This window comes from Chryseobacterium capnotolerans, from assembly GCF_021278965.1.
In the GTDB taxonomy this organism is placed as follows: domain Bacteria; phylum Bacteroidota; class Bacteroidia; order Flavobacteriales; family Weeksellaceae; genus Chryseobacterium; species Chryseobacterium capnotolerans.
The window spans coordinates 4551587-4575867 of sequence record NZ_CP065589.1; the positions used below are offsets into that span (position 1 = coordinate 4551587).

Here is a 24281-nt window from a genome sequence, read left to right on the forward strand (position 1 = left end):
ACACATCCCGTTACAACAAACAGAGAGGCAGCTGCAACGAAAATAGATCTTAAAATTGAATTATATTTTTTCATTGTAGTTGTTATTAGAATCTTAAATAAACATTAGTAAAGAACGTTCTTCCTCTGTCATACCAAAGTTTTGGTCCGAAATAAGGGGTTGCTCTTTGAGAATCAGCAAGGGCATCAGCAAAGTTTACATTTCTTCCTTGTTCGAATCCTCCGGTTACATAATCTCTGTTATTCAAGATATTATTTACAGATACACTGATTCCCATTCTGTATTTACCAAACTGGAAAGATTTACCAGCGTTAGCATTTAACATGAACTGATTATCAAATTTCTTCTGCTTTGTAATCTGCTCAATTAATTCTGGAGTTACTCCTGGGAAAGGATCATTGGTCTGTCTGTCCGTATACATATAAGGAGTCTTGTTCAAAGCTGAGAAATCAAGATACTGATCCATCAGATAATTGGCAGAAGCTCCTACCCACCAATATTTTGGAGAGTTATACTTTAACCCGAATGAGAATGCTTTTTGAGGAGTACCCGCTACTTTGTAGTCTTTAACATTTGCTTTACCCCAGAAATCAGTTCCTCTGAACCCGTTAAGGTCATCAAAAGTAGAAACCTCAGGATTGTTTGTATATTTATATTCACCTACACTTGCTACCCCCACAGCACTTAAAGTTGGCGTTACTTTAACATCGAAACCTAATTCAAGCCCCATATATCTCTTGTTCACACCACTCATTGCCTCATTAACCAATGTACTGAATGAGTTTCCTAATTCCCCATCATTTACATCAGCATAATATCTGGAAATCTCAGTAGAATTTTGAATCGTTGTATAATAAGCAGATAATCTTAATTTTAAGATCTGTCCTCTCAAGATATAACTTAAATCATTTGAATTGATCATCTGGTTAGTAACACCAGGAGTTAAGTAATCAACCATTCTTGGATTGATATAGATCTCATTAAGAGTAGGTGCTAAACTAAAGAATGCTCCGTTGTAAACGATAAAGTTTTTACCGTTGATTTTATAGGTAATTTTACCTTTGATCCCTGCATCTAATGCATCATACACTGCACTTTTCCCTTTAGAATTATCTCTAAATCTTGCAAGACCGCTTCTGAAGTTACCTTCTCTGTAAGCTTCTGAATAAGAAGAGAAGATGGAAGCCACAAAATTCCACTTATTGAAGTCGATCTCAGATGAAATGTTCAATGAGTAATGATTTCTTGTCAATTCATAAGAATATTGAGTTCTGTCTCCTTTTCTTACTGTTACATCATTATTGTCTGCATCGTATCTAGCATCTCCGTTGAATGCATTCAGGTTGTAAGCAAAATTAGCTCCTAATAAATCTTTAACTCTTCTGAAATTGTCAGATTTCAAGTTCTGATAATTGAAGTTAATGTTTAACTTCCAGTTATCTTTTAATCTTGTATCAAAGTGAGAAGATAAATTTAAAGTTTTATCTTTATTTACGTCTTCTACAATGGTATATACAGCACCTCTTGCCGTACCATCCATATTGGTAAGATTAAGACGGTTTGCACTATATAGGGCATTCCAATCAATCTGGGCCTGCTGTCTGAATTCATCAGCAGTATAAGTACCAAAGCTTGGAAGTTTTCTATAATAAGTAGGGTTTGGATCTGCGGCATGGAACCAGTCTAACCTGCTTCTTGCATCGCTACCAAACTGATAAGAAACAGTGTTTGTCCAGTTTGAGTTTTTACCAATTTTCAGATAGTCTGTTAAGATAAACATTGGTTCAAAAACGTTTCTGATTCTGGAGTTTCTTTTCTCTCCATCCTGCCAACCCCAATATGAGTTGTAATTTTTACCCATGATATCATACACTTCCTGAGTATTCGGAGCATTAGAAGCCCTGTAAGTAGGAGAACCAAAAGCCGTTAAATTAATCGAGTGTCTGTCACTGAATTTCTTTTCAATAGAGGCAAAGTAAGCGTAAGCATCCTGATATACCCCATCAATGATCGCTCTATCCCCCCATCTTCTGCTTCCTGAGAAAGTAAACGCCCATCCATCTTTTGTAAGTCCGGAAGAGTAAGTAGCCATTGCTCTGTGCAGGTAACTTCTATTAGTAAATGAATAAGCTAATGAAGTTTGTTTTCTATAACTGGATGCTCTCGTATTATAATATACAACACCCCCTAAATTACCAAAAGTATATTCTGAAGGAGTGATGTTATCTACATTTTCATATGGATATCTTGTTACATCATTCAGTCCGCCCCAGTTGTTGAAGTCAATTCTCCCGTCATCATTTTTAGACATGGATACCCCATTAAAAAGTACATCCTCGAATCTGTTGTCTACTCCTCTTGGTCTGAACCAGTAAGCACCAAGTTCAAAAGCGGAAACATTTTGGAAAGCATCTCTTCCTGAGCTTAAAAGTCCTACAGTAGGCTGCATTGAAGAGCCTCCATCTTCGGCATCACTTGCTGAGTCGTCAATAACTATTACTCCTGCGTCTGATCCTAAGTTGTAATTAAGTGTAATAACACCTAAATCTTTTTTCTTCTCATCTGCAGTTACATCAAACTCTAAGATTTTAGACTCAAAATTTGGTTTTGTCACTGTGATAAGATAGTGGCCAGGTTTTAAATCCACAAACTGGAAGTATCCAATTTTATCCACAGATGTGTCATCAGTGGACTGTGCTAGATCTACTTCTGCTTTCTCTAAAGGTTTACCATCCTGATCCTTAACATACGCAAAAACAGTAGTTTGCGCAAAATAAAAAGAGGCAGGCATTAAAGTAAACAAAGAGATTAGGGATAGTTTTTTAATCATAATAAACTTATTTTTAACTCCTTCTTTATTTAAGGGGCAACAAATTTAGTACTATTTTCATTAACTCAAACATTTATAGCTATTTATTCTATTAATTTTTCTTAACCTCCATTCATTATCCTAAAAATATGCCCGAATTTTAATCAATCACAAAAAAGAGTCGCAGATGTTAGGAAAAGTGTTTAACAATCATAATTGGATATTTTTAATCCCAAACAAACAGCTTATTCTTTAGCATTATTTAAATAATAAATAGGAGTTTCCAATATCAAAATAATGAAGAATAATCCATTTTTTCCAGACTTTCCAACTCAGTCTTAACCTTTTGTTAAATTAAACTCAGATCATTTTAATCTTTATTCTTATATAAAATTAGTAATTTTACCCCTCAATTTTTTGAATATACTAAGAATATGAAAAAATATTTAATCATGGCCGCCCTATTTTGCTTTGGTTCTGCTTTCTCACAACAGAAGCAGGTAAAGAGAGCTGCTGTCGCATTCCTGAACGTTGAAAACCTTTGGGATACCATTCCTTCTGCTGATTATATTGACGGAACATTACCACGTTCTAATCCCAAATTTCACAGAAGTGTACCGGTAGATTCTCTTAAATATCTTGAAACTACAGAAGATTACAAAGGAGAATGGAGTGATGATCTTTTGATTGGAAAAAAAGTAATCAGAAAACAGTTTTTATCTGAAGACTTTACTGCCAACAGCCCAAAGAGATGGGGAACAAAATATTATAACCAAAAGCTGGCCAATGAAGCTAAGGTTATTTCTGAGCTTGGAAGGCAATATACCAATGATAATCCTGTCATCTGCGGATTGATCGAGGTAGAAAACAGACAGGTTATTGAAGATCTTATCAAACAGCCTGCTTTGGCAAAAAGCAACTATGGTATTGTACATTTCAATTCTTATGATTCCAGAGGAATTGATGTAGCCATTATTTATCAGAAAGGAAGATTTTCTGTTTTAGATTCATATAAAAAAGAAATTAAGATTTATGATGAAAACGGAAAAAGAGAATATACCAGAGATATTGTAATTGCTATCGGATTATTAGATGGAGAAAAAGTAGGAATTTTCATGAATCACTGGCCATCAAGAAGAGGTGGAGAAGCTATTTCTCTTGCTAAAAGAAATACAGCAGCTACTGTATTGAAGGAAGAAATGGACAAAGTAACGGCTGAAAATCCGGGTATCAAATTATTCTCAATGGGTGACTATAATGACGATCCGGTAAGCCCGAGTTTAAAGAAACATTTGGCCGCTGTGGGTGATCCAAGCGAATTATCTGATAAGACTCCTTATTATAACTTAATGTATAAACTATATAAAGCTGGTGTAGCTTCCCTTGCTTACAGAGATGCTCCGAACTTGTTTGACCAGATTATAGTATCCAGAAATCTTTATTCTCCAGAAAAAATAACGCCTACTTATACGATCTTTAAAGCAGAGATTTATGCTCCGCCTTACCTTGTTAATAAAGAAGGACAATGGAAAGGATATCCATTACGTTCTTGGGATGGAGACCGATTCACTGGTGGATATAGTGATCACTTCCCTGCAGTTTCTGTAGTTCAGAAAGAATATATTAAAAAATAATACAGAAAGGCACTCTTATTGGAGTGCTTTTTTTATAAATAATAAAATCATGAAAAATCTTATCTTATTATTCTTTATTGCCTTTATCCCTTTCAGCTGCCTTTCACAGCAAAGTACACCTAAAAAGGATAAAGAACAGCATGAAATGAAACCGTCTAAAAATGAAGATGGAGAATGGGATCTTACTGTTATGGATACCCAATTTGATTATTTTCTTAATGCTGTTGCCAAACCTATGAGCCAATATTCAGAATCTTTTCTGAAAACAAAAAATTCATTTCTTGTGAATGAATGGAATAGCTATTACAGCACTGGAAAATATAGAAATATTATAGAATCCGGAATAGATTATAATCCAAGGGAAAATTACGGGATAAAATTTGAATACAAGCTTTACCAGGTATTTGCATACGTAAACTGGAAATACGGATTAAAGATGAACGGTTTATCCGGAAGTGAAGCAAGGTAAGGAGATAGCCACAACCGCTCCATATTAAGTAAAACTTAATAAAAATATTATTTTTGAAATAAAATCAAAAATAAATACTATAATTATTTAATTTAATAAAATATTTTCAATCTTTTATTCAGGTTTTAATATATTTGTATATCACTGATTTTTAATTTTTCAGTGAACAATAACCATAAACAAAATTTAAAACCATGAAAAAAACATCTTGTACAGCATGCTGTTCAGCCATGCTATCTTCTACCCTACAGACCTTTCCTGTTCATAGCAAACTCTCAGATAAACTATTTAATCCAACCTCATATTAACACTTCTAAAAACAATGAAATATGAGAAATACAATTAAACTTATTCTGCTTTCAATTCTACTATCGTGGACACCATTCTATTCACAAACAGGAAGTGATATTATTTTTTGTCTGGATAACAGTGGTTCTATAAGTGACGTAGCCTTCAATCAAATGACTGTTTCCACAAGAAAACTCATGGAAGAGATTTTAAAATGCAACCGGAATAATAGGGTTTCTGTAGTACATTATGGAACAGATTTCCCTGGAATGAGCCCTTCTGTCCCTAGAATCTACATAGAATCTAACTTCACCAATGATTTAGCAACTGCTCAAACATTTTCAAGAAGATTAGGAAATGGCGATCACTTTCATGATGCTGTTAGCTTAATAGGATCTGCACTTGATCATTACCCTCATCCTGATATCGTAAGTCCACAGAAATCATTGGATAAGCACCGTGAAAGACCATTAGTAATCATCTTATTCTCTGATGCGGAGAGAGCTAATGGCAGCCTGAGCAATGGTTCTTATTTGGTAAACTTTAATCCTCCGAACGGATTACATGAAGATAATGCTTTTGCAGCCTTTACAAAGTTTAAGATGGATAGAAATGCTAAATTTATTGTGGTGCATGTCAGCGATTATTCGCCTTATATAGAAGCAGCGGCCAACATTGCGAGCCGTGGAGGATCATATACAGGAAATATTGAACAATACAATGATGATCCGGATCATAATCTTCTTCCTAGATTTTACCTGAATAAAACCAACTTTACCTTAACAAGTACTGAAATATCCTCATTAAGTAATGATGTTTGCAAAATGAACACAGCTTATGTAGATTTTTCCTATCAAGCTCGTTCATGTAAACTCCCTGTAAGTTTCCCATTACATATCAATGGAAATTACGCGATTCCACAAGGAGCAAGCATTGTAAATTTTCAACTATCGCTCTTAGATATCGCAACAAGTGCCGTTTATCCAACATCTGCAACAGTTAATTTCCCTAATCCTAATGAGTTTGAATTTAATGTAAACCAGGCAGATCTTACCAATCCACCTTCAGGGCAGTACAAATTCATTATTGAGCTTGTTTATTCTCTTGGTGGTAATAATGATGGAATTCATGCTGAAAACAGCATTACTTCTCCTTACGATTTTATGTACTGTGATAATGTGCGTATTAACACAAATGTTTCCAATCCTGCAGCTAAATTTGCAAGACCACAAGATAAGGATTACCGTATTGATCTTAATGCTGATCCTAACAACACAAAATCAATGCTTAAAGAAAAAGTTCAGCAGAAAAATATTCAGATTTCACCGAATCCTAATAATGGAGTGTTTGTAGTATTACTTGACAAAGTACGTTCAGGATCATTACAAGTCAATGATATCAATGGTAAAGTTGTCTTTGAAAGACCATTTAGCAACGAAAAAGAAATAGCTGTTGATATTCATTCATTACCATCCAATACATACATTGTAAAAGTAAATTCAGGTAACGAAGCATTCACACAGAAAATAATAAAAAGATAAGTTTTAAAAATATCCAACTAAAAAAGGTTCAGATAATTCTGAACCTTTTATTTTTATAATAGCTGAAAATTATTTGTTGAATAATTCTTCTACTTTATCCCAGTTTACTACAGAAAAGAATGCAGAAACATAGTCAGGTCTTCTGTTTTGGTAGTTTAGGTAATATGCATGCTCCCAAACATCTAATCCTAACACTGGAGTTCCTTTAACGTCTGCAACAGGCATTAATGGGTTATCCTGATTTGGTGTAGAAGAAACAGATACAGAACCGTCAGCATTTTTTACTAACCAAGCCCATCCTGAACCGAATCTTGTTTTAGCAGCCTCCGAAAAATCATTTTTGAATTTTTCAAGACCACCATAATTTTCGATAGCAGCTTTTACATTTCCTACCGGCTCCTTGCTTCCACCAGGAGTCAAAATTTCCCAGAATAAAGAGTGGTTAAAGTGCCCACCGCCATTGTTTCTTACAGCTGGCTTGTCAGTTCCTGTCTGGCAGATCTCTTCAATAGTTTTTCCTGCTAGATCAGTTCCTTCGATTGCTTTATTTAAATTGTCAATATACGCTTGGTGGTGCTTCGTATAGTGGATTTCCATAGTTCTTGCATCGATCGTAGGTTCTAATGCATCGTATGCATATCCTAATTTTGGTAATTCAAATGACATAATCTTTATTTTTAATGTTATACTTCAAAATTAGCCAATATTTAAGGTATTATCAAAGATTGGGGATTACTTTAATAAATCTTTAACATTGATATATTGATTTAGAATGAATTAAGTTTTAAAATATTTTTTCAAAGTACAAATTATTAAACTAAAAAGCACGAATCCCAAGGACCCGTGCTTTCTATTTAACAATATTAAATTTATTTATTCATAGACATCAGGAATTCTTCATTATTAAGAGTTCCTTTGATGTTTTTATTCACAAATTCCATGGCTTCCACAGGATTCATTTCAGAAAGGTATTTTCTAAAAATCCACATTCTCTGAGAAGTTACTTCATCCAGAAGAAGATCATCTCTACGGGTACTTGAAGAAATCAAATCAATAGCAGGATAAATTCTTCTGTTAGCAATTTTTCTGTCTAGCTGAAGTTCCATGTTACCCGTACCTTTAAATTCTTCAAAGATAACCTCGTCCATTTTAGAACCAGTATCAATTAATGCAGTAGCAATAATCGTTAAAGAACCACCCCCTTCAATTTTTCTGGCTGCACCAAAGAATCTTTTTGGTTTGTGAAGTGCATTGGCATCTACCCCACCGGAAAGAACTTTACCTGATGCAGGAGTTACTGTATTATAGGCCCTTGCTAATCTCGTGATTGAGTCTAATAGGATCACTACATCGTGTCCACATTCAACCATTCTCTGAGCTTTTGCAAGAACAAGGTTAGCTACCTTCACATGTTTTTCTGCAGCTTCATCAAATGTAGAGGCAATAACTTCTGCATTTACGCTTCTTTCCATATCAGTAACCTCTTCCGGACGCTCATCAATCAGAAGAACCATCATGTATACTTCCGGGTGATTAGCCGCAATAGAATTAGCAATATCTTTAAGCAACATGGTCTTACCTGTTTTAGGCTGTGCAACAATCATTGCTCTCTGCCCTTTTCCGATTGGTGCAAATAAATCTACAATTCTTGTCGAAATCGTAGACTCACTTCCTGCAAGATTAAATTTCTCTTCAGGGAAAAGTGGAGTAAGATATTCAAATGCAACACGATCCTTAATAAATGCAAGGTCACGTCCGTTGACTTCTGTAGGTTTTAATAAAGAAAAGTACTTTTCACCTTCTTTCGGTAATCTTACAATTCCTTTAACGGTATCTCCTGTTTTTAATCCATAATTTCTGATCTGTGCTGTAGAAACATACACATCATCAGGAGAAGAAATATAACTGAAGTCTGACGAACGTAAAAATCCGTAGTTATCAGGTAATATTTCCAACACCCCTTCAATGCTTACCATTCCATCGAAACTGAATTCTTTTTTATGGTCATGCTGTTCCTCTGCCTTTTCAGAATGTCTGTTTTGATTCTGATTTTGGTGTTGGTTTTGATGCTGGTGCTGGTTTTGATTTTTATGTTGGTTTCCGCTGTTTTGCGGGTGATTGTGTCCTTTTTGAGGTCTGTTAGCCTGTTGTTGAGGGGTATTGTGAGGCTTTTCTTCCGCCTGGGCAGGCTCTTGAGGTTCTGTGTTTTTAGGAGCTTCTGATTTCTCCTGAGTGTTTTCTGTATTTCCTGTATTGGTAGGAGAAACTCTTTTTCTTTTTTTCTTAGCTGAATTCGCGGCAGATGCTTCTTCATTTGTGGTTGCTACTGCTATTGTTTCAGCTTTGGGCTCTTCTACTTTTACTTCTTCAGCAACCGGCGTCTTCTCTTCTACTTTTTCCTCTGCTTCTGGTTCTGCCGGGGCTTTAGCAGCTGCCTTAGGCTTTGTTGCCGGGGCTTTTTTGGGAGCAGCTTTTCTTACAGGAGCCTTTGCAGTTTTTTCTGCTGGAGCTTCTTCAGTAGTGGCGCTGGTTTCCGTGGCGTTGAAATAATCTTTTGCTACTTTAGGATTGGAAGCCTGAAAGTCAAGAATTGCAAAGATTTTGTCATTTTCATTGCTAGTTCTAGCAACTTTAACGCCCAAATCCTTTAAGATTTTAGTCAGTTCCGTTACGGATTTTGACCTTAACGTTTCTATGTTAAACATATTTATGTAAAAATGTAATTAATTGTGAGTAAGAAAAGTAAGTCCGGTGACTTTTGTTTTCAAGTACATTGTATAATGCAAATCTACACTTATTTTTGAATTGTGCAAAATTTATATTATTTTTGCCTAGATTTTAATATTCAATGCTACAGAGAATACAAACTATATGGACTTTACTAGCAGTTTTAGCTGCTGTTTTCCTTTTTATAACGGGACAGGATGTTGTGATTTCAGATAGTATTCCTGTACTTAATATAGGATGTATTATCCTTGTTATTATTGGATCATTAAGTATTTTTAGTTTTAAAAACAGAAAAAGACAAATTTTGCTGAATACGATCAGCATCATTATAAACGTTTTGTTGATTGGTGTATTGGCGTACTGGCTGCTAAGCTTATCCGGAGGAATTCAATTTCCTGAGAAGGGTATTGAGCCGATTTTCCCATTAATCGCGGTGATATGTCTGCTTATGGCAAATGTATACATCCGTAAAGATGAGAGGCTCGTGAAATCTGTAGACAGACTTCGATAACCTTACAACGATTTTTTGAGTGAGAACAGTTCCTTTTTAGGAGCTGTTTTTTTATGGATATTGATCTAAATTCTGCTATTCTCCCTGACAATCTGCTAAGATCAATTAATTTATGTAACTTTCCTGCAACATTTCAATCTGAAATACGACAGATTCTAAAAATTTTAATTAAAGACTATGAAAAAGCTAACGTATCTTACTTTATCACTATTCTCTATATCCGTTTTTGCACAGGAAATTTCAAAAGAAAGAGTAAAAACCGTCATTTCCACTTTGGCATCTGATGAAATGAAAGGCCGCGAAATAGGAACTCCGGAAAATGAAAATGCAGCTAATTATATTGCCGCTCTTTTCAAAGAAAACAATCTTAAATACTGTACAGGAAGTTCATACCTGATTCCTTTTGATTATAAAGGCAAAACAGCTTACAATGTTTGTGGTATAAAGAAAGGTAAATCTGATAAAACTCTTGGCTTTTCAGGACATTTTGATCATATAGGAACCAACAACAAAAGTGGAGACAATATTTATAATGGTGCCGATGATGACGCCAGCGGAATTACCACATTGGTAGGTATCGCAGATTATTTCAAAGATAAGGAGCCTGAGTTTTCTATGGCTTTCATGGCCTTCAATGGAGAAGAAAAAGGAATGCTGGGATCAAAGGCTATCTCTGAGGATAAAAATCTTGACAAAATCTATCGTAATATGACAGCTCTTTTCAATTTTGAAATGGTAGCTACAGAATCTCAATGGGGAAAAAATGCGTTGTATATGACTGGGGATGGCTTCTCAGATCTTGATGAACTTTTTAATACCTATGCAGTAAATGGATTAAAAATCAATGCGGACCCCTATGCAAAGCAGCAGCTCTTTTATCGTTCAGATAATGTCAGTTTTGTGAAAAAGAAGATCATTGCCCATTCATTTTCTACGGTGGATATGACCAAAGCCACTCATTATCATCAAGTAAAAGATGATATCAACATTGTTGATGTTGATAATATGACCCAGATCATCAATAATTTCGGAAAGACATTAGAGCAGTTAAATCCTAAAAACTTTGCCCCTGAATACAACGATCAGGTAAACTTTAATTAATACTATATTTTACACAAAAACCGTCTATATGGCGGTTTTATTTTTTCTATACCTGAAAAATAGATCTATTTTAATTTTTTTGAATGGATAATCTTTTTCGCCTCATTTTATTTAATTTCAAATTGTTGTAACAAAAAACCTTATTTTAAAACTTATCCATTAAAGTAAAACTGGATTAAGAACGTCTTATCTTCTAATTTTACGTAATTTTGCTATCCAAATTTTTCATTGAATGAATGAGTATAAAAAAATTCTGAGGTTCGCGAGGCCTCATCAAAAATATATCTACGGAAGTTTATTTTTCAACATTCTGTATTCTTTATTTCAGATTGCTTCTCTAGGGACTATTTTACCTGTTTTGGGAATGCTTTTTGGCACCATCAAATCAGAAAAACAAGGGACAGCACCTATTTATTCCGGTGAGATTGTCGACTTCTTCTCTTATGCAAAAGAATATTCCACTTACTATATACAATCTTTGGTTGCTGAGCATGGTTCTTTAAAAGTTCTTGCATGGTTGTGTATCATTACAGCCTTTATGTTCCTTTTAAGAAACATTTTCAGGTATTTAGGAGCATTACTGCTTATCAATTACCGTGTAGGGGTTACCAAAGATCTACGTGGGGCGATGTACAGAAAGATATTATCATTACCTGTGTCATTTTTTACAGAAAGTAGAAAAGGAGATATGATGTCCCGTATGTCTAATGACGTGGGAGAGGTTGAAGGAAGCATTCTGGGCAGCTTAGTTGAGCTAATTAACGCCCCTTTTATGTTGATCAGTACTTTGATCTCTTTATTTATTGTAAGCCCGGAAATGACTCTTTTCTCATTATTGGTACTTCCTGTAATGGGAACAATGATTGCCCTGATTGGGAAAAGCCTTAAAAAAGATTCTCATGAAGCACAGCATGAATTGGGAAATATTTTCTCTATTGTAGATGAAACCCTGAAATCTTCAAAAGTAATTAAGATATTTAATGCGGAGAAGATCATGGATAACCGTTTTATGCAATCTATGGGTAGATGGATTTCAAGCTCAATGAGTTTGGGAAGAAAGAAAGAATTAGCATCGCCAATGAGTGAGTTTCTAGGATCTATTACCTTCCTGATTATTGCATGGTATGGAGGAAAACAAATTATTGTTGACCAAAGTTTATCGCCTGCAGGCTTTCTGGTATTCTTAGGAATGTTCTTCCAAATCTTACCTCCGGCAAAAACCTTATCAACATCTATTTCCAACGTACAAAAAGGGGAAGCATCTCTTAAAAGAGTACTGGAAATCCTTGATGCTGATGTAAAAATTGAAGAAATTGCAGAACCAGTTTCTATCTCAACACTGAACAGAAATATCGAGTTCAAGAATATTGGATTCTACTATGACAAAGCTAATCTGATCCTTAAAAACTTTGATTTAACGATCCCTAAAGGAAAAACCGTTGCATTGGTAGGACAAAGTGGTAGTGGAAAAACTACAATTGCTAACCTTTTAGCAAGATTCTATGATGTTTCTGAAGGACAAATCCTTATTGACGGTGTAGATATCAAACATTTAAAATTACAGGAATACCGCCAGCTTCTGGGAATGGTAACCCAGGAATCTGTATTATTTAATGATTCTGTTTATAACAATATTCTGATGGGTAAGCCTGATGCTACCAGAGAAGAAGTGATTGAAGCAGCTAAAATCGCTAATGCAGACAACTTTATTACTGGGCTTTCTGAAGGATATGAAACCAATATCGGAGATGATGGAAACAAACTTTCCGGAGGTCAGAAACAAAGAGTTTCTATTGCAAGAGCGGTACTGAAAAATCCACCAATTATGATTCTGGATGAAGCTACTTCAGCTTTAGATACAGAGTCTGAAAGATTTGTACAGGATGCTCTGGAAAAAATGATGGAAAACAGAACTTCGCTTGTGATTGCTCACAGACTTTCAACCATTCAAAAAGCAGACTGGATTGTAGTTATGGAAAAAGGAACCATCGTAGAACAAGGAACCCACCATGATCTTATTGCTAAAAAAGGAATGTACAATAAGCTTGTTGAACTTCAAAATTTTGACTAATTATTTTTAAATCCTATAAAAATGAACCCTATACAAGAGTATTTCTACAGAATCGAAGAGCCTGAAAGAAGTACTCTTCTTTTTTTACGGGAAACCATTCTGGCTTCAGATCCAGAAAATATTACGGAAACCTTCAGCTTCGGACTTCCCTTTATCAAATACAAAAAGAAAATGCTGTGCTACTTTTATTACAGCAAAAAGTATAAGAAACATTATCTTAGTTTTTATCATGGTGACAGACTGGATTATCCGGAACTTACTCAGGATGGAAGAAAGAAGTTTAAGATACTTTTAATTGATGCAGAAGAAGATTTGCCAGTGGAGTTCATATTAAGTTTATTAGACGAAATAAAGCCATATATTAAGGCTTAGATAGCAAAAAGAATAGCCTTCAAACATATATAAAAAGTAAAACGGAGAAAATCTCCGTTTTTTTTATGAGTGATATTCGTGCAAATCATTGGTAATTAAAAATAAAAAAGACTGTCCTTTTCAGAACAGTCTTGGTATGATGATTATACATCTTAATCTTTTAATTTAGCGATGACATCTAAACCTCCTTTGGTAATGTCTCCGATCTTGCAGATGATTTCGGTATCTAAAGGCAGGAATACATCCATTCTTGACCCGAATTTGATAAATCCGAACTCATGCCCAGCTTTTGCCTGATCTCCCTCATTACAGTAGAACACAATCCTTCTCGCTACATATCCCGCAATCTGTCTGAAAACTACCTTATGATTGGTTTCAGTTTCAATAGCTACTGTTGTTCTTTCATTTTCTGTAGATGACTTCTCATGCCATGCTACCAGATATTTTCCAGGATGGTATTTTTTATAGATCACTTTTCCGCTTACCGGATATCTACAGATGTGGACGTTCAATGGAGACATAAAGATAGAAACCTGGATGGCCTTCCCCTTCATGAATTCATTTTCTTCCACTTCTTTGATCATTACTACTTTCCCGTCAACCGGTGCTATCACATTCTCTCTGTGGTCAAGAATAGTACGGTTTGGAACTCTGAAAAACCAGAATACAAGACAGTAAATTACCAACAAGGGTGCGATGATCAACAAAGACCATATTTTAAGGAAATAGATGGCTAAAGCTCCCAATACCAGAAAAAGTATTGTAGCTACCGTAATCGTTCCTTTTGATTCTCTATGTAATTTCATGAGACTAAATAAATTTTTCTAAAATAAAGTACAAATATACGACAGGAACGCAGATAATAAAACTATCCAGTCTATCTAATACTCCGCCATGCCCTGGAATGATGTTTCCACTGTCTTTTACACCAAAGTTTCTCTTCAGCTGGCTCTCTACCAAATCTCCCAGTGGTGCAAAAGCGGCCACTAAAAATCCTACCATCATCCAGTCTCCTCTCAGTTCAGGCTGATAGTGCTCAATAAAGTAGGATAAAACCAATGTTAAAACAACACCTCCGGCATACCCTTCCCATGTTTTCTTTGGTGAAATTTTAGGAGCCATTTTATGTTTTCCGAAAAACTTTCCTACCAGATAAGCAAAAGTATCACTGCTCCAGATCAGGATAAAAAGAAAAAGAACTTCCAGTGAGAAGTTATCGCTATAACTCGAGAACTTAGGTAATCCTAATGCAAAGCTGAATGGCAGAGCGACATAAATGACTGTAAAAATCAGTTTTCCGCTATCAAAGTATAATTCGTTAGGAAACTTAAATAAAGTAACTACAGCAATCCCAATAAGGGCAAGAGCTAATATTTCGCTCAATCTGAAATCAAAAAAGAAATCATGATGAAAGTATCGCTTGGAAAAAATATAAAATATAAAAATGACTAATGGGTATACAACCCATTTTTCATAGCCTTTTCCAAACTTCATTATTTTCACACACTCCCAGGTACCTACTACCAATAAGAAACTTATCAAACCATAATAAAGATATTCTTGCTGAATAAGGCCAGGAAAAACACTGTTGATCAGCTGCGCTCCAAGCGGAGTCGAACAAAGAATGATGATGGCTACATAGATGAGACCTGAAGCGGTTCTTTGAATGAGATTTTTGTCCAAAATTTAAAATTTAGTAGTGGGTGCTTAGTCTTCAAGCAGCAATAAAAACAGTTTTGTATTGGAATTGGAAGAACTGTCCATTTTAGACTGGCTTCCGCTGATGGAAGTTAGGTTCTTGATATTTCCGTTTCTTTTTATTTTCCCCATAGCATCATTCAGGTTATTCACAATCTGTGAAACATTGGCAATAATGATAATTCTATCCGGAAGCCTTGAAGAATGATAATGAAGAATATTATTATGTGAAAGCATAATTCTGCCATCATATGCAATCAGATATTCACACGTGATAAATGCGGCATCATTGGATGGCTGCAATTCTGAAGTATAAGGTGACTTCACAACGTTTAAGAAGTTCTGAAGTTCCTTATCCCAACAGAAAAGATTGTGAATACCTTCTATTTTGATAATTTGATTTAAAGTTTGTAGAGCCTCCGCTTCATCTGCACAATAATTAAAAAATCCCCCTGAATGCGTAAATAATTGCGCAAACTTATAGTCGAGATCCGCATTTTTTAGCGAATCCCCAAGCTTCTCCAGGCTCTGTTTATCCTCTTCCTCAGGCTGGTTGGTAAGTTTGCTTACAATCCTCTTGAATAAATTCAACTTAATCTATTTTTAGTCAACTTTATACAAAAATAGAAAATAAATTACAATAGATTCCAAAATATCTCCTTAAATATGAAAAAACCTGACAATTTTAAAGTTGTCAGGTTTTATATTTCCTATTTTAAAGGGCTTTTAAAGCTGTGTTGGGCTTTCAGGAGCCTGTATTTCGCTTTCTTCCTCTTTTTCTTTAATCTGAGGGGTTTCCAACACTTCCGGCTGAACTGTTTCAGGGATTGTATTGGTCACCGGCTTCTCTGTCAATTCTGGATCCCATGCTCTTTTACCAAAGATTTCCTCTAAGTCTTCGCGGAAGATCACTTCTTTTTCTAAAAGCTTACTCGCTAAAGCATCCAGCTTGTCTTTATTGTCTGCAAGAATTCTGATGGCTCTTTCATATTGATTTTCGATAATCGATTTGATCTCTGCATCAATTTTAGTAGCCGTTTCTTCAGAATAAGGTTTTCCGAAATTATATTCAGACTGACCTGAACTGTCATAGTAGGAAATGTTACCGATATTTGGACTTAACCCATAGATCGTTACCATTGCCTGTGCTCTCTTCGTTACTGTTTCCAAGTCGGAAAGTGCTCCTGTTGAAATATTATTGAAGATCACCTGCTCAGCTGCTCTACCTCCTAATGTTGCACACATTTCATCCAACATCTGTTCAGTAGTGGTAAGCTGTCTTTCTTCCGGAAGATACCAAGCTGCACCTAATGAACGTCCTCTTGGAACAATCGTTACTTTTAGAAGTGGTGAAGCATGTTCTACTAACCAAGAAATAGTAGCGTGTCCAGCTTCGTGATAAGCTACTCTTCTCTTTTCAGAAGGTTTGATAGCTTTATTTTTCTTTTCAAGACCGCCAATGATTCTGTCTACAGCATCAAGGAAATCTTGTTTTGTTACTGAAGTATGATTATTTCTTGCTGCAATAAGTGCTGCTTCGTTACAAACGTTAGCAATATCCGCCCCACTGAATCCGGGAGTTTGTTTAGCAAGGAATTCTCTGTCTACATCCCCATCAAGTTTGATTTTCTTTAAGTGAACATCAAAGATCTGTCTTCTTTCATGGAGTTCCGGAAGGTCTACGTAGATAGATCGGTCAAAACGTCCTGCTCTCATCAAAGCTTTATCAAGAATATCAGCTCTGTTGGTCGCAGCCATTACAATAACATTCGTATCGGTACCGAAACCGTCCATTTCAGTAAGAAGCTGGTTCAATGTATTTTCTCTTTCGTCATTCCCGCCAGAGAAATTATTTTTTCCTCTTGCACGTCCGATGGCATCAATCTCATCGATAAAGATGATCGCTGGAGATTTAGCTTTAGCCTGAGCAAAAAGGTCTCTTACTCTTGATGCCCCTACCCCAACAAACATTTCCACGAAATCAGATCCTGAAAGTGAGAAGAATGGCACTTTAGCTTCTCCTGCTACAGCTTTCGCCAATAACGTTTTACCTGTTCCCGGAGGGCCTACCAATAATACACCTTTAGGGATTTTACCTCCTAATTTTGTATATTTTTCAGAGTTTTTCAAGAAGTCTACTACTTCCTGTACTTCTTCTTTAGCTCCTTCTAATCCTGCAACATCTTTAAATGTTACCTGAATTCTTTCTTTTTCATCGAAAAGCTTAGCTTTAGATTTCCCGATAGAGAAGATCTGTCCGCCAGGACCTCCACCGCCGCCCATCTTTCTGAAAAGAAGGAAGTAGAATAATCCCAGAATAGCAATCCAGATTAAAGCAGATATAAGAATATCAGCGAAAGGGCTCTTGCCTGTTCCATAATCTTTAGCTGTTTTAATAGCCGGATTGGTTGTTTTGATCTGTTCAAATTTCTGAAGGAAAAGTTGAAGATCTCCATATTTCACAGAATAATCTGCTTTTGGAGCCATATCTAAAGCTGAAAAAGGATTATTTTCCTTTCCGGTTTTCACCATTGCTGACTTTGCTTCTTTGGTAAGGAAAACATCAGCTTTCTCTATGTCTTTGTATATAATAATATTTTGGACTTTTCCCGCCTGCATTTCTCTAAAGAAACCATCCTCATCAATAGTTTTTGCTGTATCTCCACCAAGGAAATTGGAACCAAAGAAAAGCAAAAGAGCTATGATTGCAATAGGAAAGAACCAATTGAATCCTTTGTTATTCATTTAGACTTTTTAAAATTTTTATTATTCATTTTCAATTTTGGTAATGACTGCGTCACCCCCAAAGTTCTTCGATATCGTAATATTCACGCACATCTTTCTGGAAAATGTGAACTACTACTGAAACATAATCTACCAATACCCACATTGCATTTTCTGTACCTTCTACATGCCAAGGTCTGTCTTTCAGGTCGTTTCTCACTTTTTTCTCTACACTTCCAGCTAATGCCGAAACCTGCGTATTCGAGTTTCCGCTACATATTACGAACGTTTCCGCTACTGAGTTTTCAATGTTTGAAAGATCGAAAATCATAATATCTTCTCCCTTTACATCTTGAAGTGCTTCAACGATTTTATCTATTAGTGCTTGTTTTTCTGCTGTTTTATTCATTAAAAAAATACTATAATCTGCAAATTTATTGTTTTTTCTTTACTTTAACCTTACTTTTACCCCCTTAATGTCTTAAAGTTTTCTTAAATGAGTCAACTCTTCTATCTGAAAGCATGTTCTTCTACTAATGACGAAATATCAAAGTTTTTACTTTACGAAAATTCAGATTTTATAGGATTGCATACTTTCAATCAAATTAAAGGCCGTGGGCAGTATGGAAATGTCTGGACTCAGATTGCCGGAAAAAACCTAGCATATACGCTGGCAGTGAATACTCAAAACATACTGTGCTCCGACTTTATATTCAATTATTATACCGCAATTCTTGTCAGGGATTTCCTGGCCAATTTGGCTGATAATGATGTAAAAATCAAATGGCCGAATGATATTATCCTTAAAGGTAAAAAAATCGTTGGAATTTTGATTGAAAAGAAAAAAATTAATCAAAATAATTATTTCATTATTGGAACCGGAATTAATATTCTTCAGGATAAATTCGATGAAATATCGACCGCAGGCTCACTTCTAACGCAGACAGGGCAGAAATTTGATCTTGAAGCGCTTAGTCTGAATCTTCATGAATTCTTATCAGAAAAACTGAAAAATATTCCTTCTGATCAGGAAATTCTGAACGAGTTCAATAAGAATCTATTCCGAAAAGATGAGATCTCGGTCTTTGAAATTGAAAAAGAGCGACAAAATGGCATCATCCGAAATGCAGATGACAAAGGAGAGCTTTGGATTGAATTGGAAAATGACGGTCTCCGTTCTTTCTACCATAAAGAAGTAAAACTCCTTTACTGATTAGCTCTTTTGATATAAAGATATAAAGTAAGCGGTAGGAATACTAAATTAGGAAGCCACATCGCCAAAGCCGGAGGCAGACTTTTATTCTCCGAAACCACTTTTAAAGCTTCAAATGAAAAGACAAAAAGGAATGCCAATGAAATTCCTATTGCAAGGTTAATTCCTAACCCTCCTCTCTTCTTTTGAGAGGATAGGGAAAGAGCAAGGAAAGTAAGAATAATAATAGATACAGGCATTGAGGTTCTTTGATGAAGTTCATTCAGGTAAGAGTTCAAATTGCTGTTTCCTCTGGCCTTTTCTCTTTCAATGAATTTTAAAAGCTCAGGGGTTGTTTTATTCTGTCCTAAAAGTTCATTCGGGAAAAGCTCTTCGGGAGAATGGCTGTAGTTCTTTCTAAGCTCCACGCCATTATTCAGTTTCTCTGTATTATCTTTATTAATTGTCTTTTCAAGATAGTTATTTAAAACAAACTGTTTTTTATCCTGATCCCAATACACTTCACTGGCTTTTAGTTCATACACCATCTTTCTATGGCTGTCAAACTTTTGGTATACAAAACTGGAACCTCTTTTTTCTCTTTTATTCCAGGAATCTACGAAGATATACTCTGTTCTGCTCAGCTGTGAAGAGGCCGGAGCTGTCCCCAGAATCTTTTCTTTATTGGCTGCATTATAGGTATATGCTTCCAATTGATTTTTCTTAATATTCGCCCAAGGCAGTACCAAATGGTACACAACAAGTGCCATTAAAGCAATCAGAATCGAAGTATACAGATAAGGTTTTGAAAATCTGTGAAAACTAGCTCCACTACTGATAATGGCCACAATTTCAGTATTATTTGCCATTCTGGATGTAAAATAGATCACCGTGATAAACACCAGAATGGAAAGGAATGTCACCACCAGGTTAATGATCCAGAAAGGATAAAAATGAATCAGGAAATACCCAAGGTCCAGTTTAGGATCAAGAGCTTTTGCATTTTCTATTCTTGGGATCTTCTGCTGAACATCGATGACAAGTACCACTATAGACAATAGTACCAGCATGAAACTAAAGGTTCCAAGGTATTTTTTGATGATATATTTGTCTACAATTTTAAGCATAGGCCTTCTTACAGTCTTTGTCTAAGAACCGGTACTACAGAATTTTTCCACTCATAGAAATCTCCTGCTATAATGTGTTCTCTTGCTACTTTTACTAAATCAAGGTAAAATGCAAGGTTATGGATTGAAGCAATCTGTTTTGCAAGGTATTCTTTGGATACGAACAGGTGACGAAGATACGCTTTTGAATATTCACGATCTACAAAGCTGGTTCCGAACTCATCTAACGGCGAGAAGTCACGCTTCCATTTTTCGTTTTTCAGATTCATTACCCCCTGCCAAGTGAAGAGCATTGCATTTCTTGCATTTCTTGTAGGCATCACACAATCCATCATATCAATTCCCAACCCAATGGATTCAAGAATATTCCAAGGCGTCCCAACTCCCATCAGGTATCTTGGTTTTTCTTTTGGAAGGATATCTGTTACTTCATCCGTAATTCTGTACATTTCCTCTTCAGGCTCTCCTACAGAAAGTCCTCCGATAGCATTTCCTTCTGCTCCGGCTTCAGAAATCACTTCTGCAGAAATCTTTCTTAAGTCAGAATAGGTAGATCCCTGAACAATTGGGAAAAGCCTTTGCTTATGGCCATATAATTCAGGATTATCATGAGTCCATTCAATACATCTTTTCAGCCAACGGTGGGTAAGCTCCATCGAAGATTTTGCCTGGTTATAATCACAAGGATAAGGTGTACACTCATCAAAGGCCATAAAAATATCTGCCCCGATCTGTCTTTGGATTTCCATTGATCTTTCCGGAGAGAACATATGGTAGCTTCCATCAATATGTGACTTGAACCTTGCTCCTTCTTCTGTCATTTTTCTATTGCTCGCTAACGAGAACACCTGAAAACCTCCCGAATCTGTAAGAATAGGAAGATCCCAGTTCATGAATTTATGTAAACCACCGGCATCCTGCATCGTTTCCATCCCTGGACGAAGGTAAAGGTGATAAGTATTTCCCAAAATAATCTGGGCTTTAATGTCTTCTTTTAATTCTCTCTGATGAACTGTTTTCACACTTGCAACAGTTCCTACCGGCATAAAAATGGGAGTTTGAATCTTCCCGTGGTCTGTAGTTATCTCCCCTGCCCTTGCTTTTCCATCAGAGGTTTTTTCGATATTAAAAAATTTCATCTGTACACTTTTTTAGCTCGCTGCGTTCAGCGATTATCATTGACCGGGCAAAACCCGCTTCATCATTATTTATTTTTGAGGCATTCCCAGCCCCGTCTGCTTCAGCTTATCTTTTACGTATTTTTCCGCTTTTGGGTCTTTTTTCAGTAAAATCTGCTGTGCTTCAGTGGCGATATCTGCCATCTCTTCTTTAATCACATAATACTTAAAACTATCGACAAAGTCATCCGGTTTTACATTATGAGATTTTAAAATAAACCTTGTACCCGCTTCCATATTCCTGTTCTGGTACATAAAATTAACCTGATCATTGATTACAAGATCTGCAACAATCTCTGCCATTACATCCTGATCAATCAGATTTTTAGGCTTATCAATATAATCACTACATGAAAACAGCCCCAGAAAAACAAAAACAAGGATCAAATTTTTCATCCGCTTATTTTTATATTTTTTATTGGAAGAATTGGTCATGTTTAATTTTATAATCTATTGATGATTGACTTCCATTTTAAGTTTAAAACCCCAAAAACAGCTTCATGGATAATTCCACCGTTCATTTTGCTTTCTCCTAAAATTCTATTGGTAAATATAATAGGAACTTCTACAATTCTGAAACCTTTTTTAAAGGCTCTGAATTTCATTTCTATCTGGAATCCGTATCCTTTCAGTCTTACATTTTCCAACCCGATTTCCTCCAGAACCTTTCGTGAGAAACAGACAAAACCGGCTGTTGTGTCATGAATAGGAAGCCCTAAGATAAATCTTACATATTTTGATGCGAAATAAGATAATAAAACTCTTCCCATAGGCCAGTTCACTACATTTACACCTTTTGAATAACGGGAACCGATGGCCATATCTGCATTCAGACAAGCTTCGAAAAGTTTCGGCAGGTCATTAGGATTATGCGAAAAATCGGCATCCATTTCAAAAATGTAGTCGTATTTATTTTCGATCGCCCATTTAAACCCATGAATATAGGCTTTACCCAAACCATCTTTTATATGTCTTATTGAAAGATGCAGATAGTGGGGATATTTCTTCTGTAATTCCTTTACCAGATCCGCTGTTCCGTCAGGAGAAGAATCGTCCACTACCAAGATATGAAAGTCATCCTCCAATGCAAAAACAGCGGAAATAATATTTTCAATATTTTCCTTTTCGTTATAGGTTGGGATTATGACGAGTTTTTTCATTTCAGTTTGCAAAGATAGTTTATTTAACCTTTTTATTTTATACAAAATAATCTATAATTTTGCAAAAATATTTTTCAAAGATTCATGGATCAGACAAAGATTGTTTTTTTGCAGTTATGAATGACCTATAAAAATCAGTGGAAAATTGTTTTAAGATTAGATTTAACAGATGAAGCAATAAAGAAATTCTATGCCAAGTTGTGTTATTTATAGTTAAATAAAAAAATAAAAAACTTAAAATTTGCCGTCATCACCAAACTACATCAATCATGTAAGAATACCTGAGAATAACGATTGGGTAATTTTTATACTTATAGGCTGTGTGTTTCTATATGTCTTTATGATGAACATTATAGAAAGAGATGCCAGTCTTAAAGATTTTCTGCTTCAAAAGTATTTTGATGCCAGTAATAACCTTCCCAGCTGGATCATTACATCCTGCGTGATTACCCTTACCTTATCTGTATTAATTTCGCAGTATATTCCGGTAGTCCCTAAGCTTATTGCAGATCTCCATGTTTTAGGATATCAGCTCAATAAGTTTGGGTACACCTTGCTGGCTGTGATCTTTTTTTATCTGGCAAAGTCTACATTAGGGTATTTATTTTATCAAAGTATAGGAGATGGAAAAAAAATGGACTATTTTTTATTTCACCTCCACAAAATTTTATTTTATCCTGTCTTTTTTAATGATCATTTTATGTGTAACCCACTATTACTTCCCTATAGACAGAAATAAAATATTCCCATATTATTTCTTCTTCTTTGCTTTTGTATTTATTTTCAAAGTTTTTTTCTATTTATTTCACAAGAACAAGATTCTTCCGGAGAAATGGTATTATAAATTTTTGTATATTTGCACGCTCCAAATCGCACCATTATTATTGCTTTGGAAATTGTTATTTTTTTAATAAATGTCAAAGATGAGAATAAAGTCCATATTGGTTTCTCAACCAGCGCCTAGTGAATCTTCTCCATATTTGGATATAGCGAAGAAGGAAAAAATAAAGATTGATTTCCGTCCATTTATCCACGTTGAAGGGGTTGACAATAAAGAACTCAGAACTCAGAAAATAGATCTGACGCAATATACCGGTATCATTTTTACCAGTAAAAATGCTATTGACCATTATTTCAGACTTGCAGAAGAATTACGTTTTGCAGTTCCAGATACAATGAGATATATCTGCCAGTCGGAAGCTATTGCCAACTATCTGCAGAAGCACATCGTGTACAGAAAAAGAAAGATCAGCTTTGGGGAGAAAAACTTCTCAGACCTACTTCCTCTGTTCAAGAAGTTCCCTACTGAAAAGTACCTGTTACCATCTTCAGATGTTTTAAGCCCAGACATTGTAAAAACTTTAGATTCTGCTAATGTAGAGTGGACAAGAGCAATCATGTACCGCACTGTATGCAGTGACCTGACAGACATCAACATTAAAGATTACGACATGTTGATTTTCTTCAGCCCACAGGGAATCAAATCTCTACAACAAAACTTCCCAGACTTCAAGCAGGATGAAACAAAGATCGGAGTTTTTGGAAACACCACTTTAGCAGCCGCTGAAGAAGCAGGATTAAAAGTAGATCTAATGGCTCCTACGAAGGAAACACCTTCTATGACCATGGCCCTAGAAAAATACATTAAAGCACTACACAAATAGTCTTTAATACAAAAA

Annotated in this window: 22 protein-coding genes and 1 pseudogene; 11 read left to right on the forward strand and 12 right to left on the reverse strand. The window is 35.5% G+C overall.

The window, feature by feature from the left end; all coding sequences use genetic code 11:
* Nucleotides 1-85 precede the first annotated feature (85 nt).
* Entirely contained in the window at nucleotides 86-2830 is a 2745-nt protein-coding gene (locus H5J24_RS21870) for a TonB-dependent receptor (protein ID WP_068940587.1), read from the reverse strand.
* Between the two features lie 413 nt (nucleotides 2831-3243).
* Here H5J24_RS21870 and H5J24_RS21875 point away from each other — a divergent pair, with 413 nt between their 5' ends.
* The 3 genes from H5J24_RS21875 to H5J24_RS21885 all read left to right on the forward strand — a co-directional run bounded on the left by H5J24_RS21875 (nucleotide 3244) and on the right by H5J24_RS21885 (nucleotide 6741).
* On the forward strand, nucleotides 3244-4443 hold the full coding sequence (locus H5J24_RS21875; protein WP_068940589.1) for an endonuclease/exonuclease/phosphatase family protein: 1200 nt from the start codon (nucleotides 3244-3246) through the stop codon (nucleotides 4441-4443).
* 49 nt (nucleotides 4444-4492) lie between these two features.
* Nucleotides 4493-4912, forward strand: a complete 420-nt coding sequence (locus tag H5J24_RS21880; protein ID WP_068940591.1) for a DUF6146 family protein — start codon at nucleotides 4493-4495, stop codon at nucleotides 4910-4912.
* Between the two features lie 329 nt (nucleotides 4913-5241).
* On the forward strand, nucleotides 5242-6741 hold the full coding sequence (locus tag H5J24_RS21885; protein ID WP_068940593.1) for a T9SS type A sorting domain-containing protein: 1500 nt from the start codon (nucleotides 5242-5244) through the stop codon (nucleotides 6739-6741).
* Nucleotides 6742-6810: 69 nt separating this feature from the next.
* Here H5J24_RS21885 and H5J24_RS21890 read toward each other — a convergent pair whose 3' ends face one another.
* Together H5J24_RS21890 and rho are read right to left on the reverse strand one after the other, a co-directional pair.
* On the reverse strand, nucleotides 6811-7407 hold the full coding sequence (locus H5J24_RS21890; protein ID WP_068940595.1) for a superoxide dismutase: 597 nt from the start codon (nucleotides 7405-7407) through the stop codon (nucleotides 6811-6813).
* A 203-nt stretch (nucleotides 7408-7610) separates the two neighbouring features.
* Nucleotides 7611-9446 (reverse strand): transcription termination factor Rho, encoded by a 1836-nt coding sequence (gene rho, locus H5J24_RS21895; RefSeq protein ID WP_068940597.1) that lies wholly within the window; start codon nucleotides 9444-9446, stop codon nucleotides 7611-7613.
* Between the two features lie 143 nt (nucleotides 9447-9589).
* On the opposite strand from rho, the gene H5J24_RS21900 reads away from it, so the two are divergent.
* The 4 genes from H5J24_RS21900 to H5J24_RS21915 all read left to right on the forward strand — a co-directional run bounded on the left by H5J24_RS21900 (nucleotide 9590) and on the right by H5J24_RS21915 (nucleotide 13523).
* Nucleotides 9590-9979, forward strand: a complete 390-nt coding sequence (locus H5J24_RS21900; protein ID WP_068940599.1) for a DUF4293 domain-containing protein — start codon at nucleotides 9590-9592, stop codon at nucleotides 9977-9979.
* Nucleotides 9980-10156: 177 nt separating this feature from the next.
* Nucleotides 10157-11080 (forward strand): M28 family peptidase, encoded by a 924-nt coding sequence (locus H5J24_RS21905; protein WP_068940601.1) that lies wholly within the window; start codon nucleotides 10157-10159, stop codon nucleotides 11078-11080.
* A gap of 232 nt (nucleotides 11081-11312) precedes the next feature.
* Entirely contained in the window at nucleotides 11313-13151 is a 1839-nt protein-coding gene (locus H5J24_RS21910; RefSeq protein ID WP_068940603.1) for an ABC transporter ATP-binding protein, read from the forward strand.
* A gap of 21 nt (nucleotides 13152-13172) precedes the next feature.
* On the forward strand, nucleotides 13173-13523 hold the full coding sequence (locus H5J24_RS21915; protein ID WP_068940604.1) for a DUF1801 domain-containing protein: 351 nt from the start codon (nucleotides 13173-13175) through the stop codon (nucleotides 13521-13523).
* 152 nt (nucleotides 13524-13675) lie between these two features.
* Here the strand turns inward: H5J24_RS21915 and H5J24_RS21920 are convergent, their stop codons facing one another.
* The 5 genes and pseudogenes from H5J24_RS21920 to rsfS form a co-directional block, all read right to left on the reverse strand.
* A complete protein-coding gene (locus tag H5J24_RS21920; protein WP_068940606.1) occupies nucleotides 13676-14329 on the reverse strand; it encodes a phosphatidylserine decarboxylase family protein in 654 nt (217 codons plus the stop codon).
* Nucleotides 14330-14333: 4 nt separating this feature from the next.
* Nucleotides 14334-15206, reverse strand: coding sequence for a phosphatidate cytidylyltransferase (locus H5J24_RS21925; RefSeq protein ID WP_068940608.1), 873 nt, complete (start codon nucleotides 15204-15206; stop codon nucleotides 14334-14336).
* A 24-nt stretch (nucleotides 15207-15230) separates the two neighbouring features.
* The gene (locus tag H5J24_RS21930; protein WP_068940610.1) at nucleotides 15231-15812 is read right to left on the reverse strand and encodes an LUD domain-containing protein; all 582 of its coding nucleotides are present in this window, start codon (nucleotides 15810-15812) and stop codon (nucleotides 15231-15233) included.
* A 135-nt stretch (nucleotides 15813-15947) separates the two neighbouring features.
* On the reverse strand, nucleotides 15948-17966 hold the full coding sequence (ftsH, locus tag H5J24_RS21935) for an ATP-dependent zinc metalloprotease FtsH (protein WP_068940612.1): 2019 nt from the start codon (nucleotides 17964-17966) through the stop codon (nucleotides 15948-15950).
* Between the two features lie 21 nt (nucleotides 17967-17987).
* Nucleotides 17988-18354 (reverse strand): annotated as a pseudogene (gene rsfS, locus H5J24_RS21940) (ribosome silencing factor).
* Nucleotides 18355-18441: 87 nt separating this feature from the next.
* Between rsfS and H5J24_RS21945 the strand changes: the two are divergent.
* Nucleotides 18442-19158, forward strand: a complete 717-nt coding sequence (locus H5J24_RS21945) for a biotin--[acetyl-CoA-carboxylase] ligase (RefSeq protein WP_068940614.1) — start codon at nucleotides 18442-18444, stop codon at nucleotides 19156-19158.
* Here H5J24_RS21945 and H5J24_RS21950 read toward each other — a convergent pair.
* The 4 genes from H5J24_RS21950 to H5J24_RS21965 all read right to left on the reverse strand — a co-directional run bounded on the left by H5J24_RS21950 (nucleotide 19152) and on the right by H5J24_RS21965 (nucleotide 22602).
* Nucleotides 19152-20264, reverse strand: a complete 1113-nt coding sequence (locus tag H5J24_RS21950; protein WP_068940616.1) for an LptF/LptG family permease — start codon at nucleotides 20262-20264, stop codon at nucleotides 19152-19154. The genes H5J24_RS21945 and H5J24_RS21950 overlap by 7 nt on opposite strands.
* An 8-nt stretch (nucleotides 20265-20272) precedes the next feature.
* Nucleotides 20273-21403, reverse strand: a complete 1131-nt coding sequence (gene tgt / locus H5J24_RS21955) for a tRNA guanosine(34) transglycosylase Tgt (RefSeq protein WP_068940618.1) — start codon at nucleotides 21401-21403, stop codon at nucleotides 20273-20275.
* Between the two features lie 69 nt (nucleotides 21404-21472).
* Nucleotides 21473-21838 (reverse strand): DUF4296 domain-containing protein, encoded by a 366-nt coding sequence (locus tag H5J24_RS21960; RefSeq protein WP_068940918.1) that lies wholly within the window; start codon nucleotides 21836-21838, stop codon nucleotides 21473-21475.
* A gap of 47 nt (nucleotides 21839-21885) precedes the next feature.
* Nucleotides 21886-22602 carry a polyprenol monophosphomannose synthase gene (locus H5J24_RS21965; RefSeq protein WP_068940620.1) on the reverse strand — a complete coding sequence of 239 codons (717 nt, stop codon included), beginning with the start codon at nucleotides 22600-22602 and terminating at the stop codon, nucleotides 21886-21888.
* A gap of 241 nt (nucleotides 22603-22843) precedes the next feature.
* Between H5J24_RS21965 and H5J24_RS21970 the strand changes: the two genes are divergently transcribed.
* The 3 genes from H5J24_RS21970 to H5J24_RS21980 are packed head-to-tail and all read left to right on the forward strand — an operon-like array spanning nucleotide 22844 to nucleotide 24266.
* Nucleotides 22844-23341 carry a hypothetical protein gene (locus tag H5J24_RS21970; RefSeq protein WP_232815863.1) on the forward strand — a complete coding sequence of 166 codons (498 nt, stop codon included), beginning with the start codon at nucleotides 22844-22846 and terminating at the stop codon, nucleotides 23339-23341.
* Nucleotides 23226-23513 (forward strand): DUF4271 domain-containing protein, encoded by a 288-nt coding sequence (locus H5J24_RS21975; RefSeq protein WP_488153952.1) that lies wholly within the window; start codon nucleotides 23226-23228, stop codon nucleotides 23511-23513. Before H5J24_RS21970 ends, H5J24_RS21975 begins: the two co-directional genes overlap by 116 nt.
* Before the next feature lie 12 nt (nucleotides 23514-23525).
* Nucleotides 23526-24266 carry a uroporphyrinogen-III synthase gene (locus tag H5J24_RS21980; protein WP_034721908.1) on the forward strand — a complete coding sequence of 247 codons (741 nt, stop codon included), beginning with the start codon at nucleotides 23526-23528 and terminating at the stop codon, nucleotides 24264-24266.
* Nucleotides 24267-24281: the final 15 nt, after the last annotated feature.

What these genes read in the sequence shown, in the direction of transcription:
- H5J24_RS21980 (WP_034721908.1), top strand. Translation starts at nt 23,526, where the DNA reads ATGAGAATAAAGTCCATATTGGTTTCTCAACCAGCGCCTAGTGAATCT.
- H5J24_RS21890 (WP_068940595.1), bottom strand. Translation starts at nt 7,407, where the DNA reads ATGTCATTTGAATTACCAAAATTAGGATATGCATACGATGCATTAGAA.
- H5J24_RS21945 (WP_068940614.1), top strand. Translation starts at nt 18,442, where the DNA reads ATGAGTCAACTCTTCTATCTGAAAGCATGTTCTTCTACTAATGACGAA.
- H5J24_RS21965 (WP_068940620.1), bottom strand. Translation starts at nt 22,602, where the DNA reads ATGAAAAAACTCGTCATAATCCCAACCTATAACGAAAAGGAAAATATT.
- H5J24_RS21960 (WP_068940918.1), bottom strand. Translation starts at nt 21,838, where the DNA reads ATGAAAAATTTGATCCTTGTTTTTGTTTTTCTGGGGCTGTTTTCATGT.
- H5J24_RS21915 (WP_068940604.1), top strand. Translation starts at nt 13,173, where the DNA reads ATGAACCCTATACAAGAGTATTTCTACAGAATCGAAGAGCCTGAAAGA.
- H5J24_RS21910 (WP_068940603.1), top strand. Translation starts at nt 11,313, where the DNA reads ATGAATGAGTATAAAAAAATTCTGAGGTTCGCGAGGCCTCATCAAAAA.
- H5J24_RS21900 (WP_068940599.1), top strand. Translation starts at nt 9,590, where the DNA reads ATGCTACAGAGAATACAAACTATATGGACTTTACTAGCAGTTTTAGCT.
- tgt (WP_068940618.1), bottom strand. Translation starts at nt 21,403, where the DNA reads ATGAAATTTTTTAATATCGAAAAAACCTCTGATGGAAAAGCAAGGGCA.
- H5J24_RS21880 (WP_068940591.1), top strand. Translation starts at nt 4,493, where the DNA reads ATGAAAAATCTTATCTTATTATTCTTTATTGCCTTTATCCCTTTCAGC.
- H5J24_RS21905 (WP_068940601.1), top strand. Translation starts at nt 10,157, where the DNA reads ATGAAAAAGCTAACGTATCTTACTTTATCACTATTCTCTATATCCGTT.
- H5J24_RS21920 (WP_068940606.1), bottom strand. Translation starts at nt 14,329, where the DNA reads ATGAAATTACATAGAGAATCAAAAGGAACGATTACGGTAGCTACAATA.
- H5J24_RS21870 (WP_068940587.1), bottom strand. Translation starts at nt 2,830, where the DNA reads ATGATTAAAAAACTATCCCTAATCTCTTTGTTTACTTTAATGCCTGCC.
- H5J24_RS21875 (WP_068940589.1), top strand. Translation starts at nt 3,244, where the DNA reads ATGAAAAAATATTTAATCATGGCCGCCCTATTTTGCTTTGGTTCTGCT.
- H5J24_RS21950 (WP_068940616.1), bottom strand. Translation starts at nt 20,264, where the DNA reads ATGCTTAAAATTGTAGACAAATATATCATCAAAAAATACCTTGGAACC.
- H5J24_RS21885 (WP_068940593.1), top strand. Translation starts at nt 5,242, where the DNA reads ATGAGAAATACAATTAAACTTATTCTGCTTTCAATTCTACTATCGTGG.
- H5J24_RS21975 (WP_488153952.1), top strand. Translation starts at nt 23,226, where the DNA reads ATGGAAAAAAAATGGACTATTTTTTATTTCACCTCCACAAAATTTTAT.
- ftsH (WP_068940612.1), bottom strand. Translation starts at nt 17,966, where the DNA reads ATGAATAACAAAGGATTCAATTGGTTCTTTCCTATTGCAATCATAGCT.
- rho (WP_068940597.1), bottom strand. Translation starts at nt 9,446, where the DNA reads ATGTTTAACATAGAAACGTTAAGGTCAAAATCCGTAACGGAACTGACT.